This window comes from Marinomonas lutimaris (assembly GCF_019426345.1).
GTDB lineage: Bacteria > Pseudomonadota > Gammaproteobacteria > Pseudomonadales > Marinomonadaceae > Marinomonas > Marinomonas lutimaris.
The window spans coordinates 368,833-383,026 of sequence record NZ_JAHLLW010000002.1 but is presented as its reverse complement, the minus strand read 5'-3'; the positions used below and the strand labels follow the sequence as shown (position 1 = coordinate 383,026).

13 protein-coding genes are annotated in these 14,194 nt (G+C 40.6%); 7 read left to right on the top strand and 6 right to left on the bottom strand.

Annotation, left to right across the window (positions count from 1 at the left end; genetic code table 11):
- Positions 1–155: 155 nt before the first annotated feature.
- Both KPL72_RS04740 and KPL72_RS04735 read right to left on the bottom strand, forming a co-directional pair.
- On the bottom strand, positions 156–959 hold the full coding sequence (locus KPL72_RS04740) for a sulfite exporter TauE/SafE family protein (RefSeq protein WP_219702032.1): 804 nt from the start codon (positions 957–959) through the stop codon (positions 156–158).
- Positions 960–1,064: 105 nt separating this feature from the next.
- Positions 1,065–2,000 (bottom strand): chemotaxis protein CheV, encoded by a 936-nt coding sequence (locus tag KPL72_RS04735; protein ID WP_212915236.1) that lies wholly within the window; start codon positions 1,998–2,000, stop codon positions 1,065–1,067.
- Positions 2,001–2,114: 114 nt separating this feature from the next.
- Here KPL72_RS04735 and KPL72_RS04730 point away from each other — a divergent pair, with 114 nt between their 5' ends.
- Both KPL72_RS04730 and KPL72_RS04725 read left to right on the top strand, forming a co-directional pair.
- Positions 2,115–3,299, top strand: a complete 1,185-nt coding sequence (locus KPL72_RS04730; protein ID WP_212915235.1) for an EAL and HDOD domain-containing protein — start codon at positions 2,115–2,117, stop codon at positions 3,297–3,299.
- A complete protein-coding gene (locus tag KPL72_RS04725) occupies positions 3,296–4,072 on the top strand; it encodes a TatD family hydrolase (RefSeq protein ID WP_219702031.1) in 777 nt (258 codons plus the stop codon). The genes KPL72_RS04730 and KPL72_RS04725 overlap by 4 nt, the downstream gene beginning before the upstream one ends.
- 15 nt (positions 4,073–4,087) lie before the next feature.
- Here KPL72_RS04725 and KPL72_RS04720 read toward each other — a convergent pair whose 3' ends face one another.
- The 3 genes from KPL72_RS04720 to KPL72_RS04710 all read right to left on the bottom strand — a co-directional run bounded on the left by KPL72_RS04720 (position 4,088) and on the right by KPL72_RS04710 (position 9,640).
- Positions 4,088–6,436 carry a DNA polymerase II gene (locus KPL72_RS04720; RefSeq protein ID WP_219702030.1) on the bottom strand — a complete coding sequence of 783 codons (2,349 nt, stop codon included), beginning with the start codon at positions 6,434–6,436 and terminating at the stop codon, positions 4,088–4,090.
- A 64-nt stretch (positions 6,437–6,500) separates the two neighbouring features.
- A complete protein-coding gene (locus KPL72_RS04715) occupies positions 6,501–8,960 on the bottom strand; it encodes an ABC transporter permease (protein ID WP_219702029.1) in 2,460 nt (819 codons plus the stop codon).
- Complete coding sequence (locus tag KPL72_RS04710; protein ID WP_219702028.1) at positions 8,957–9,640, bottom strand: ABC transporter ATP-binding protein; 684 nt, start codon at positions 9,638–9,640, stop codon at positions 8,957–8,959. The genes KPL72_RS04715 and KPL72_RS04710 overlap by 4 nt, the downstream gene beginning before the upstream one ends.
- A gap of 26 nt (positions 9,641–9,666) precedes the next feature.
- On the opposite strand from KPL72_RS04710, the gene KPL72_RS04705 reads away from it, so the two are divergent.
- The 3 genes from KPL72_RS04705 to KPL72_RS04695 are packed head-to-tail and all read left to right on the top strand — an operon-like array spanning position 9,667 to position 11,976.
- A complete protein-coding gene (locus KPL72_RS04705) occupies positions 9,667–10,296 on the top strand; it encodes an arylesterase (protein ID WP_219702027.1) in 630 nt (209 codons plus the stop codon).
- A 19-nt stretch (positions 10,297–10,315) separates the two neighbouring features.
- The gene (locus KPL72_RS04700) at positions 10,316–11,251 is read left to right on the top strand and encodes a D-2-hydroxyacid dehydrogenase (RefSeq protein ID WP_219702026.1); all 936 of its coding nucleotides are present in this window, start codon (positions 10,316–10,318) and stop codon (positions 11,249–11,251) included.
- The gene (locus tag KPL72_RS04695; RefSeq protein ID WP_212915228.1) at positions 11,251–11,976 is read left to right on the top strand and encodes a pseudouridine synthase; all 726 of its coding nucleotides are present in this window, start codon (positions 11,251–11,253) and stop codon (positions 11,974–11,976) included. The genes KPL72_RS04700 and KPL72_RS04695 overlap by 1 nt, the downstream gene beginning before the upstream one ends.
- Here the strand turns inward: KPL72_RS04695 and KPL72_RS04690 are convergent.
- On the bottom strand, positions 11,948–12,490 hold the full coding sequence (locus KPL72_RS04690; RefSeq protein ID WP_219702025.1) for a GNAT family N-acetyltransferase: 543 nt from the start codon (positions 12,488–12,490) through the stop codon (positions 11,948–11,950). The genes KPL72_RS04695 and KPL72_RS04690 overlap by 29 nt on opposite strands.
- Before the next feature lie 145 nt (positions 12,491–12,635).
- Between KPL72_RS04690 and yciH the strand changes: the two genes are divergently transcribed.
- The gene (gene yciH, locus KPL72_RS04685; protein ID WP_219702024.1) at positions 12,636–12,980 is read left to right on the top strand and encodes a stress response translation initiation inhibitor YciH; all 345 of its coding nucleotides are present in this window, start codon (positions 12,636–12,638) and stop codon (positions 12,978–12,980) included.
- A 160-nt stretch (positions 12,981–13,140) separates the two neighbouring features.
- Positions 13,141–14,169 carry a GGDEF domain-containing protein gene (locus KPL72_RS04680; RefSeq protein WP_219702023.1) on the top strand — a complete coding sequence of 343 codons (1,029 nt, stop codon included), beginning with the start codon at positions 13,141–13,143 and terminating at the stop codon, positions 14,167–14,169.
- Positions 14,170–14,194: the final 25 nt, after the last annotated feature.

Here is a 14,194-nt window from a genome sequence, read left to right as displayed (position 1 = left end):
ATTATAAGCCAATAAAATGGGGGCAATAATGAAAATACCAAGCTATTTAAGGCCAGGTATTGTTTAGTTTCGTATCTAAAGGGAAAGATAGTGTCAGTTTTATTGTTTAACTATGAAATATGAGAAGGTAAAGTACCGACCAGCGCGATAACTCGCTATGTAATCCATATGCGAATCAATGAGCAGGTAATAAAAACAACAAAGCTGATAGATAAGACACTCTTGTCCAAGTCATTACCTAGATTGCGACTTAGCCAGTAAAAGAAAAAATGACTGAATGACAAAATCATCATGGAAGGCAAATGTACCGCACCAGCAAATCCTGCCATATTCATGTGATCAAATGTCTGCGCTGGATAAATAAAACCGACCAATGCTGCAATAGAAGCAAAAACAACAAAGCCATCGGATGTGCCTTGATGTTGTTTCTGATCTACTTTTTTTAATGAGCATAGCAAACTGGCAAGCACTCGACCGCAATTACCTGATAGAAGAGACAAAACCCCAACAAATAAGCCAATGGGTAAATGAGCTAATTTCCCTATTTTTACAGTGTTAATGCTTCTTAGCTGTGGTCGGAAGACAATATTCAAAACAGTAATTAATGATATCAATGAGAAAGCAATTTTGAATACGAGCAAGCTACTTAGAGACAATAGCTGCGCTCCTATCACCCCACCCATAGCAATACCTGGAGCGAAGTTAATTAGGTGCTGGGAGTCAACTTCTGCTTTCTTCATTGACGTTATCCAAGCATAAAGATGCGTTGGAATAAACGCAGCAATGCAGGTTGCAATGGTAGGAAGCATAAGATCTTGAAAAGATAAATTAAAAACGGGTAAGAAAAAATATAAAGCTGGAATGGCAATAAGTGATGGCGCTATTTTTATAACGGAAGTAGCTGACCCTGTTGCTGCGCCAATGAAGAGTAGTAAAAAAAACATTTCGATAGTTGGCATAAGATCCAAACAACTCCTTTAGCCACGACTCTCTAGCCATGAGTAAGACAACAAAAAAGCAGGCACTGGCCTGCTTATTTAGCACACTAAACTTGTGCTAAGTTATTACTCTTGTTCAACAACGCTACGCATACGATCCTGAATCAATGTTGCTAATTTATCAGGTTGGAATTTTGATAAGAAATCGTCACAGCCCACCTTTTGCACCATTGCTTTATTGAAGCTACCACTGAGTGATGTATGCAAAACGATATAAAGATCTTTTAGTCTAGGGTCTTCACGTACTTCGCGAGTTAAACGATATCCATCCATTTCAGGCATTTCTGCGTCGGTAATCATCATCAGGAGTTTTTCTGGAACAATTTCACCCCCATCAGCCCACTTTTTAAGGGTCTCTAAACCACGCTTACCGTTGGTTGCCTCATGTACTTTTATCCCCAGAAAGTCTAATGTGGAGCGACATTGAGCCAGAGCAACAGATGAGTCATCCACAATTAAAACCTCTAAACCTTTTGCAAGGGATAATAAGTCTTTATCAATGACATGATCACTGATACTACCGTCATAAGGTGAAATTTCGGCCAAGACTTTTTCAACGTCAATAATCTCAACTATGCGGTCATTAACTCTAGTTATTGCGGTTAGATAATGCTGACGCCCTGTACCATCTGGTGGAGGCAAGATTTCATTCCAATTCATATTGATAATACGATCTACTTCACCAACCATAAATCCTTGAACGGTATTATTGTATTCGGTCACAATTAAATTACATGGCTGAGTACGGTCAATCGGTCTCATGCCAATAGATTCAGACAGGTCGATAACAGGAACCGTCCTACCACGAAAGTGTGTAACACCAGCCACAGACGGGTGTCTATGCGGCATCAAGTTCAACTTAGGCAGCATGACTACCTCTTGAACTTTAAAAACGTTTATTGCAAACATTTGCATTCCACCAAGGCGGAACATTAAAAGTTCCAAGCGGTTTTCACCCACTAACTTGGTTCTTTGGTCTACAGCGTCTAGCATGCTTGCCATATATTACTCCAAACATTTTTAAATTAAGGCATTAATCCATTATAACCATGATATTCTATAAGGCTAAATCTTACAGTATTTTTTTGTGTTCACTATTTCTTACAAGGACTCTTAATGAAGGACGACGACGTACTTTTTTGCCGTAAAGCGGTTGTAAATCGACTCTCAGAAACAATCGCTTATTACATACTGCATCCAAGTATTGAAGAACAAGGTCACGACGCTTCTTTTTTAAGCTCCTTGTTTGTCGATGTCAATCTTACTGAAATTACACAGCAAAAAACTATATTTTTTCGCACTAGCTTAGTCGAACTGGCCGCCCTTCCACTACCAACAAATATCCATATGGTGATTTTTTTAAATGCCAATGAATTGGCTGAAAAGCATCTTGAAACATTATCTGAGTTTCGTCTACAAGGCTACCAACTTGGCATTATAAATCCTAACCCTGAAAAATTTTCTGCTGATTTATTCAGTATTTTTTCTTACGTGCTATTTTCATTAAACCATCTATCTATTGATGATGTTGTTGCCCGCATTAAACATCCAGTTTTATCTTCGAAAACCCTTTGGGTGAATAAAGTTGAAAAGGCGGAACAATTTATGCGGCTCTTAGAAAGTGTCCCCGAGGGACAATTTAGTGGAAACTTTATCAATAAAGCGACGTCAGTCAAAGGTAAGCGGATTTTAGCGCATAAAGCCATTTTAATTGATTTATTAGTGGCATTGAATGACCGTGAATCCTCACCTCGAGTGTTGGCTGAATATATTGAACGAGATCCAACGCTCACCTATCGAATCATTAAACTTACACATTCAGTGATTTATCGCAGTCAATTTAATGTCTCTAATGCTCAGCGAGCTATCGAAATAATTGGCGTTAGAGATCTTATTAAATGGGTTGGACTCGTTATGTTAGGCAGCGTATCAGGTAAGCCTGATTGTTTGTTTTCGATGGCGGTTTCTCGCGCTTGCTTTTGCCAAGGTCTTTCTGCCGCGCTGTTTCCTAAATTAGATGGTGCTTTTTTAGTAGGACTTTTTTCCTACCTACCTAGTTTCCTAGATGAAGATCTGCTGACGCTTTTGAAAGATTTGCCGCTCGATGAAAATATTAAAACAGCGTTATTAGAATACAAGGGGAATCTGGGCAGTGTTTTAAAAATAGTGATTGCATATGAAGCAGGCCGTTGGGAAAAGATTCCTTTTGATCACCTAGAAAGTAAAAACTTATCAAAACAATCATTGAAAGACCTTTATATACAAAGCTTAAAAGAGGCCCGTCAGATGGGAGTAGTATGATAGATATCGGCGTAAATATTAATCATCGTTTTTTTCTAGACGATTTAGATAAAACACTTAAAGACATGCAAGACGTTGGCGTGAATGGCATGATTTGCATTGCATCTGACTTAGAAGAAAGTAAAAAAATTCAGCTCTTGAGTAAGCGTTATTCGGCACTATGGAATACCTTAGGTTGTCATCCTCACCAAGCAAAAACATGGAATACAGAAAGTAAAGCTCAGATTTCCGCTCTTATCCAAGAAGCGAAGCCAGTTGCCATTGGTGAGACTGGGCTTGATTTTAATCGTAACTACTCAACGCCAAAAGAACAATTTTATGCATTTAGTGAGCAAATAGAATTAGCAACTGAACACCAGCTGCCTTTATATCTCCATGAAAGAGATGCTCATATGGAAATGGTAGACATACTAAAACAGCATCCTGATTTGGCGCAAACGTCTGTGATTCATTGTTTTACCGGAAGTCGAGCTGAGTTAGATCGGTATTTAGAACTAGGGTTGTTCATTGGTATTACTGGCTGGGTGTGTGATGAGCGTCGAGGTGCAGACTTACAAGCTTCCATCCCTCATATTCCACTGGATAGATTGCTTCTTGAAACCGATGCGCCTTATCTATTGCCGCGTAATATCCGACCGAGACCTAAGAAGAATCACCCTAAATATTTGCCTTGGGTGGCTCAAGAAGTTGCAAAATTAAAAGGCATCTCCGTAGAAGAGCTAGCCCAAATAACTATCGACAACACAAAAACTGTATTCGGAATTCGAGCTTAACCCCTCAACTAAAAACTACAGTAAAGAGATTTGCTGCGACAGTAAGCTTGCCATACTAGTTTTAAAAAAAGGCAGGATACTGTCGGCGATGGGCTCTATCTGCTTTTCGATGTAATGCTCGTAATCCAAATCGATCAAATCTTCAGCACTTTCATATGGTACGACACCAGAACGCTGATAAAGGTAATAAACACGCTTTCTACCTTTGTTATATTCTAAGGGAAGTCCCTGTTCTGCTCTTTTTTGATCAATCATCGCCGCTGCTCTGACATGAGGCGGCTTATTTTTAGTGTAGGAAGACAGCGGTCGACTCAACTGTTTGCTGTAAACCAATTGGTCGTCATAGTCACCCGCCCTAAGTTTTGTAATGGTCTCTTGAATATAAGTTATTGGATTTTCATCACCAAATACTTTCTCAAACAAAGTTCTTTGAAATTGTCTTGCTAAAGGCGTCCAATCGGTTCTGGCCGCTTCCAAACCTTTAAATACCAGTTCGCCCTTTGATTTTCCTGCATAACGTTTTTTGCTGCCTTCTTCTTGCCCACGTATAGTTGGCATGAAGAAACGCTCGTAAACCCGTTCAAATTCAAGCTCTAAGTGTGAGTCAAGCTGAGCGTACTCTTGGCACCAATTTGATAGACAAGCGTTAATCTCATCGCGCAACTGTTCACCTTGTTTTTGAGGATCTTCTACTCCGCTGTTAAGCGTAACAAAGAGAGAGTCTGTATCGCCATATATCACTCTAGCGCCACGCTCCTCCATCCAAGTCTGAGTTCTGCCTAACAACTCATGACCACGCATGGTAATAGAGCTTGCCAATTCGGCATGATAAAAGCGACAAACGTTTGACCCCAGCACACCGTAAAAAGAATTCATAATGATTTTAATAGCGTAGCTTAAAATGCCATTACCTACTCTTTTGGCTTCTTCTCTTGCATGAGCAAGTTCACCGACTAATGAGGGCAAAATAGCTTGTTGGCGATCAAAACGAGCACCCAAAAAACCAGGAACGAGCTGTTCTGCTGGTGTTTTATCTCTAAATAAAGGCGCTGAGTGTTGGGCTGTTATACGGGCTAAAGGATCAACGTGAAAGGTTCGAATAATACTGGGATACAAACTTTTAAAATCGAATACCAATACATTTTTATACAGCCCAGGTATTGATGACATAACAAAACCACCAGGGCTAGCAACAAAGTCATCGTCATTCCAAGCAGGTGCAACCCAACCAGCTGAATGCAATCGAGGTAAATAGAGGTTTTCGAAGGCCGCGACTGAACCGCCTGTTTGTTCGAACGGAATACCAGTTAAATCGACGCGTGTTTGCTGTAACTCTATGAGCTTGAGTTTTTCAAAAATGCGCATAACAAGATCGCAGTCTTGAAGATTGTAGGCAACAAAGGCATTGAGATCTTCTTTGTGCAGTCTTTCTATTTCTTGCCAGCGCTCGCTGCCATGCAATAGTTTGCCATCATCAAGGATTTCTTTACTGACGTTATTTAGACTATAAGACTCAAAGTGATAACCGCCCACTTTCAATAAAGTAATGCCGTCTAACGCCACTCGTCCGGGAATGCTTGCAAAGTACTTGCCTTGGTTATCTGATGAGCGGATATTCCAATTTTCACCATTAACACCAAATGCTGGACGAATCCCTAAAATCTGACAGCGCTGGTCAATAAATTGCAAATCAAAGCCGATTAAATTCCAACCAATGAAAATATCTGGTGAATACTTTTTCACATAACGAATAAACGCCAGTAACAAGCTTTTTTCATCATTGAACCGACGAATGATTGAAGACGTGGTTTCTTGGTCGGTGACAACAAAAGCGACACGCAGATCACGTGACGTAATACCAATAGACAGTAATGTATTGGTTGAAACGGATGTTTCGATATCTAGTGACCAGACATTCCAATCTGGTTGCCAATCGCCAGCGATCACCCTAGCTTGGCGAAATGTTTGATAGCTTGAATCAGGGACGCCAATAAAACGCACAGCACCGCGAATGTTTCGCTCCATCAAATATCGATTATGAGCCTTAATATCTTCTTCAAAAACAGAGAAGCCATTACGTTTCACCAAGCTAATCATCTGCTGGTGGAGCGCCAGACTAGTACTTTGAACCAACACAACTGGCTCGTTATTAAATGACTTCAATGCGGATTCGGAACACTGTACGCCCGTTACGTCGGCTGGAAGACTATCAAGCGGGGCATCGGTGAAAAATACGCTAAGCTGCCTATCCGGAAGGACTTTTACCGTTCCTTCCGGCGTTTTTATAAAAAGGCTCATTTCAATGTGGCCGCTAACATCTCGTGTATGACGGCTCACAATATAGCCAGTTCTTTCTACAAACATCTAAACAGCCTAGTATTTTAAAAGTGCTTATTCTATTAAAAAAACCTTATGCAGCGTATTTTAATTATAACCCACGCAGTAAAAGCATGGGCGGCACTTTTAGCACAGTCCTACTAGCAAATATACCAATCGTTGAGATAACAACAACACCTATGGCTGGCCCTAACAACCATAATAATGGATGAAAACTCGCCTCGGCATTGAATACAAAAACCTGCAAGCCTAATAAGCAGGTTTCTGCGCCTATGGTAGCAATGAGTCCCGCAAAGAATCCAAGGGCGCCAAATTCAACCAACAGTGCCTGTCGTACTAACGCACCTCTCGCCCCCAGTACTCGCAATAACGCGCCTTCTTCTAAACGTTCTTCTAATGTTGAGCGTACGCTGGCCAATAACACCAAAGCGCCAGCACTTAATATACAAAACAACACTAATTGAATAGCTTGAGACAGCTGCCCTATTATGGTCTGGATTTGTTTTAAAATATCGCCCACATTCAAGATAGAAACCGTAGGGAAAGTTGCCATAGCTCGATAAAAAGATTGTGCTTGGGCATCATCCACAAACAAGCTGCTAACAAAGTTGGCAGGATAATCCTCTAATGCACTCTTAGGTAGAATTAAATAGAAGTTAGGTTGCATTGACCCCCAATCAACAGTACGAACAGACGTAATTGGCAAGGTGACAATATTGCCACCAATATTGATAGTCAGCTTGTCACCTATGTCTAAGTTAGCTTCCTTAGCAACTCGTTGCTCAATCGATAGGCCTTCTGCTGTGAAATCCCCTTCGACAAGTTCATTGCCCTTACCAAGTGTGTCTGACCAAGTTAAGTTTAGCTCTCGTTCATAAAGCTCAGGCTCGCCCTTTTCTTCAGGATAAAGGGATTGTACTGTTTCATCGTTCACTGCTGTTACTCGACCACGTACCATGGGATACCAATCGGATTTTTTGAGACCTAGTTGAGTTGTCTGATCATTAATTTGTTCAATTTGCTCATCTTGTACATTAAATAAATAATGGTTTGGAGCGTCTTCTGGAAGCTGTTGCTGCCAGTCAGCAATCAAGCTTGACTTCACGCCAATCAGAATCAAAGTTAGCATGATAATTAGTGTGAAGACCAACAACTGAAATAGATTTGGTATCAACCTTCTGTATAACGAAGCAAGACCTATTTGCCAACCGCTGGTGGCTCCTGACGTCAACGAACGGCCAAGTTTAAATGCCAACCAACCAATAGCAGCAACAAACAGTGCAATACCCAAAATGGCAGCAGTCATAATGCTTGGAAGCAAAAAGCCATTGGTGTACAAGCACATCAGCCCAAACATACCGATGAAGCCAATCGCATAAATCGCAAAGCTATTGAGTTCAATTTTGGTGTTAGGTTGTAACACTGATAAAGGCGAAATCTTAATAAGGTGTGACATTAGTGGCAGACAAAAAACCACCATAGATATCATCCCTGTCGCGGCACCTAGCCATAAACGACTGATGGATGGTTCTGGTAATGTGGTTGACATTAGTCCAGACAGCAGAGAAGCAATAATTTCTTGCATTCCCCAACCAATACCCAAGCCAATCATGGCGCCGACAATAAACAACGCGAATAGTTGTAGAAAGAACAACTTGCCCAATAATTTCGGTGTTGCACCAAGTGTTTTTAAAATGGCGACTTGCATCAAATGGCGTTTTACAAATCGAGCGGAAGCCAGTGCCATGGCAACGCCAGACATAACAACAGCTAAAGTGCCAGCAAGTAATAAAAAGGACTCTGCACGGCCAATGGTGTCACCGATACGCTCCCCACGCTGTGTTGGTGTTTGCCAACGCTGGTCTTCATTCAATTGTGGGGTAATCCAATTTTCATACTCGTCAAGCGAGGCTCTGTCTCCTGCAAGTAAAAGGGAGTAGCGTACTCGGCTACCAGGAATAATTACGTTGGTTGCCGCTAGATCTGCCATATTCATTACAGCACGGGGCGATATTGCAAAAGCGGAAGTGCTGGAACCTGGGTCTCTCACCAAATATTTGGTTACTTTAAGCTTAGCATCGCCTACTTCAACCTGATCACCAAGGCTAATTTTAAGCAAGCTAGCCAAGCGTGACGACACCCAAACCTCACCTTGTTTTGGCGTTTCGGTCGAACGCTGACCGGCACCAAATAAAACATCATCGACCAGATAAGCACCTTTTAAAGGGTAGCCATCACTAACCGCACTTAATTGCGAAAGCTGAAGCGAGTCACCTGCGAACATCATGGTGGTAAAAGAGGTTCTTTGCGCGGTTTGCAAAGAAAGCTCATTTGCCTGTGCTTCCCATTCTGCTGGAATAATATCATCTGAGCGGATTAAACGATCCGCGGCTAATAGATTGGCAGACTCTTGCTCAAAAGATAATTGCAAGCGGTCAATAAATAAACCTATTGATGTGACCGTGCTCACTGAAATAACCAAGGCCAATAGAAGAGTGAGCAAGTCACCACTACGAATATCTCGGAACATTAAGCGAAAGGCAAAACTCATAAGGATTTTTCCGTTAGCTGACCTGCAGACATGACCAATTGACGGTCGCACATTTTGGCAAGCTCATTATCATGAGTCACCATCACCAACGTTGTTCCTTGGGATTGGTTAAGGTCGAACAACAACTTGATAATAAGTTTACCGTTCTCTTCATCAAGGTTGCCTGTAGGCTCGTCCGCGAACAGTATTTTTGGGTTGGAAGCAAAGGCACGAGCAATGGCAACACGTTGTTGTTCACCGCCTGAAAGCTGATTAGGATAATGAGTCAAACGGTGTGACAAGCCAACCTTTTCAAGTAGCGCTTCCGCTTTTTTGCGCGCATCTTTATCGCCTTTTAGCTCAGCGGGCAACATGACATTTTCAATGGCTTGAAGACTTGGCAAAAGATGGAATGATTGAAAAACAAAGCCAACGTATTGGCCACGAACAAGTGCCCTTTGCTCTTCTGATGGGCTAGAAAACTCTTGATCATAAAGAAAAATATCACCGGACGTATTTACATCTAATCCAGCTAGCAAACCTAACAAAGTAGACTTGCCAGAGCCAGATGAACCGACAATGGCCACGGACTCACTTTCCTTGATTTCCATATTGATTCCTTTCAATATGGTTAAATTCCCTGTATTCGACGTCACTGTATGAGTTAAATTAGATACTTTAATCGCGGTGTTTCTAGCCATGGTGATTCACTCTAAAAAGGTTTGATATGTTTTTAAAAAAGCAATTAAGACAACTATGTACAATAATCACGCTGCTATTCATTAGTTCATTCGTTTCAGCTTCTACTTTACTGGTTATGGGTGATAGTCTCAGTGCGGCGTATAACTTACGACAACAAGATGGCTGGGTTAGTTTACTGAAAAATCAACTTTCTCAATCGCACCCTGAAATACAGGTTATAAATGCCAGTGTTAGCGGAGAAACAACACAAGGTGGCCTATCTCGTTTTAATGATCTTTTAGCTACCCATAAACCAGATATAGTAGTGTTAGAGCTTGGTGCTAATGATGCATTACGTGGTTACCCTTTAGATCAGACCACACTTAATTTGGAAAAAATGATTGAGCAAGCTCAAACAAGTGGCGCCGTGGTGTTATTAATTGGTAACCAGATTCCGCAAAATTACGGTAAACGCTATACGCAAATGTTCTTTAATTTGTACAAAGACATTGCGAGCAAGTACAGCCTCGCCTACCTCCCCTTTATGCTTGAAAATGTCGCCCTAAACAAAGATCTAATGCAAAGCGATGGCTTGCATCCTAATAAAGCAGGTCAACCAATCGTATTGCAAAATATACTGCCACATTTGCAGCCACTATTAGACAATATTAAGTAGAAAAAATAAGGAAGGTTCAATGAAAGCAGTTTTCTTAGATAGAGGATCATTCCCTGCGCAGATAAATATTCAATTGCCCGTTCAAATTAGTGATGTGGTGACATATGAAAACACACCACTTGAACTCGTGGCGGAGCGCATTAAAGATGCAAATATCGTGTTGACCAATAAAGTAATGGTTGACGCTACTGCGATAAATGGCGCGGCGGATTTAAAACTCGTGCAAGTCATGGCGACAGGTATGAATAACGTAGATCTAGAAGCCTGTAAGAAAAAAAACATTACCGTCCAAAATGTGACCGATTACTCAACAATAAGTGTGCCTGAACATACCTTTGCTATGTTGCTAGCACTTAGAAGAAATCTAGCATCTTATTTAGATGCGGTAAAAACTGGACGATGGGCATCTTCTGAATATTTTTGTTTTCTAGATTATTCTATCAAAGATTTATCTGGCTCGACTATGGCCATTGTAGGAGGCGGCACATTAGGCAAAAAAGTCGCTGGCATTGCTCTGGCTTTCGGAATGAAGGTGGTCTTTGCTGATCGCAAAGGAGCGATAAACACTAGATCTGGTTACATCAAGTTTGAAGAGGCCTTACAGCTCGCGGATGTCATCAGTATCAATTGCCCGCTGACACCAGAAACAAAAGATCTAATTAGTGACGCTGAGTTTTCGTTAATGAAACAGAGCTGTCTACTACTAAATATTAGCCGCGGTGGTATTGTAGATGAGCATGCACTAGTTCGAGCTTTCAAAAATAACGTCATTGCAGGCGCTGCTTTTGATGTTTCAACACAAGAGCCTATGCCACTAGATCATCCACTTCAAATGCTTACTAAACAGCCAAATTTTTTGCTGACGCCACACATTGCTTGGGCCAGTGATGAAGCAATGCAAACTTTGGTGGACATGGCAATGAATAAAATAACTTCTTTTATAGATAAACCTTAATGACTTTAAATATTTTATTTCAAGACGAACACTTGGTTGCCGTCAACAAACCTGCAGGTCTGCTTGTGCATAGAACTCATTTGGCCAAAGATGAGGAAGACGCTGTAGTTCAAAGGTTAAGAGATCAAACTGGGAGATGGGTCTTCCCTGTTCATCGGCTTGATCGCGGAACGTCCGGGGTATTGGTGATGGCATTTAGCCCTGAAGTAGCAAGGCATCTTGCTATTCAGTTTTCAGAGTCTAAAACACGGAAAACTTATCATTGTTTAGTGCGTGGATATTGTGAAGAATCAGGTGTGATTGATTACCCTCTTGCGAAGCTTAATGAGCAAAAAGGTCGATCTCGTTTTAAAATTGAAGGCACAGAAAGGGAGGCTGTAACAAGCTTTACTCGATTAAAGCAGTTTCAACTTCCTTTTCCTGTAAGTCGTTATGACAGTATGCGTTTAAGCTGGCTAGAAGTCACCCCCAAGCAAGGCAGAAAGCATCAAATTCGCCGACATTTCAAGCATCATTTGAATCCTCTGGTTGGTGATTCTTGTTATGGTTGCCGTCACATTAATAAAGTTGTCAAAGAAATTTGGCCTGAGGATTTTAGATTGATGCTGCATGCTTCATGTCTTGAATTTACTCACCCTATAAGCGAGCAAATCATTACCTTAAAAGCCGATTTTAGTGACGAAATGACTAATATTCTTAACAAACTTGAATGTTATCTAACCTAGCTATTTTATAGTAAGAATCTTCTGTGACTGACCAGCGGAATACCCAGCAGTCATGGATTTCGGGGGCTAAATTTATCGCATTTTTTTGTATTTCATTCACTTCAAAACCACAAGAAAGCAGCACTTTCATTGAAGCTTTATTGTGGTCTGCCACTTGCGCATATACTTCTTTGACGCCGTTGCTCGCCCAAAGAAGTAATAAGTGTTTTAACACGTATTGAGCAATGCCTTGATTAGTGAAATTCTTAGCAATCCGATAAGAGACTTCTATTGATTCGCTGTTTAATAATTGTCCATTAAATCGTCCAATTAAGACATCATTAGGTAGGCAGACCAAATATTGTAAATTCTTTAATTTACTTCTGAGTAAGCTTTTGAAGTACGTCTCCGTTTGTTGCTGTAATACTTGATTCGGTAAGAATTGCGAAAACCATCCTCTGTTACGAAACTCAAAGAGCAAAATACTCCTAAGGTCTGCTTCAGTTGCTTGTCGAATTTTAAGTATTTTCTTCATATTAAACACGTACTGTAAACTGGTGATATCGTTAGCTTAGTGTAGATTTTCACTAAATGCCGAATTTAGCATTATTTATCTGATTCGCTTTTATTGAAATGATAAAATACTTAATTTCAACGGATGTTAGAGGTTGTGAGAACCCATGAAGAATCGAAACTTAGTCTATTCAACGGATCAAGGTCGACTTTGTCCCGTATGCGAGCACCCTGTTTCTGGGTGTGAATGCAAAAATGAGAATGTTGTTGGTAACGGAAAAGTCTTGATTGCCCTCGAAACCAAAGGTCGTAAAGGTAAAGGCGTTACTGTTATTACGGGCCTTCCGCTTACTGAAGAAGCACTAAAAGTATTGGGTAAAAAATTAAAAACTCAGTGCGGTACCGGTGGCGCTGTAAAGGATGGTCAGATTGAGATACAAGGAGATAACCGACAAAAAGTCAAAGAGTTACTTGAAAAAGAAGGTTTTTCTAGTAAATTTACCGGTGGCTAATGGCTATTATAAATTATTAGTCTTACTATATTCCTGTTTTCAATAATGAAAAAACATACTAAGTCATTATAAAATCGAAGCCGTAATGTTACCGAGCTTTCGCGCTCTTTTATAAAACATGAATTGCCACCAACGAAATGGGACGTCTTGGTGGTAACTAATGGCAGCAGAGGTTCCGATGTTCCAGAATAATATTAAGCAAGCTAATAAGCTAATGCGCTCAGCAATACCTCTTATGGTGAAGCTGGATATTCCGCCAACCCCCTATAACTATGGGATATGGTATGAATATGCTTCAAATAGAAGCCCAAAACTTAACCAAGTTGTTGATCGTGCGTTACGTCGGTTTGGCAGCCTGCCCGCTTTTGTATCTCAAGAGCTATTCAATGAATTTTTATTACCTGAAGAGTTTCAGTACGCTCACCGCCAGGATTCAACATTAAAAAGCCTTACTACTAATTTAGAAACGGACACTACGAGTATTTCTAATGAGCTTGAAAAGTTTAACGGCACACTGCGTAGCGCAAAAGCGGCACTTAAAAATGCCAATAATGTCGCCCAAGTCGAAAAACTTGCACTTTTTTTAGAACAAGGTGCTTTTAAAGCCAATCAAGCTGTTGAAAATTTTAGTCGCTCGCTACTTTCTGCTCAAGAAGAGTTAGCTACGCTTCGATCTGAATTGCTAGATGTGAAGAAAAATACGGAACTTGATGCAATTACCTTATTGGCTAATGAAAAAGGTTTTGAACGATCGTTATTCTCTCTCGTGCCTTATGCTGAGGATGATTTAACCCTCTTGTTAATAGACATTGATGACCTTGCTGAGATTAATCAAGAATATGGTAAAAAAGTAGGCACATCACTTATTCGATACATAGCAAAGCTTTTACTTGGGTTGTTGCCAGAAAATGGTTCTATTGCTCGTCTTAAAGGTGGTCGGTTTGCAATGCTATTAAGTGAGACAGAGTTAAGCGTTGCATCTCAATTAGCTGAATTTATTCGTAATGAAGTATCAATTCAAAAAATACGCTACAAAAATACTAAGGTGCTACTGCGACAGGTGACTGTTTCCATAGGAGTAGCCACTTTATTCGGTGACGAAAGCCCTAACGAGCTAGTTGAGCGTTCACAACATTATTTATTGTACGCAAAACGATCTGGAAAAAATCGTATTGCTCATCATGAATAAAAAACTACTATATTTAAGGCAATGC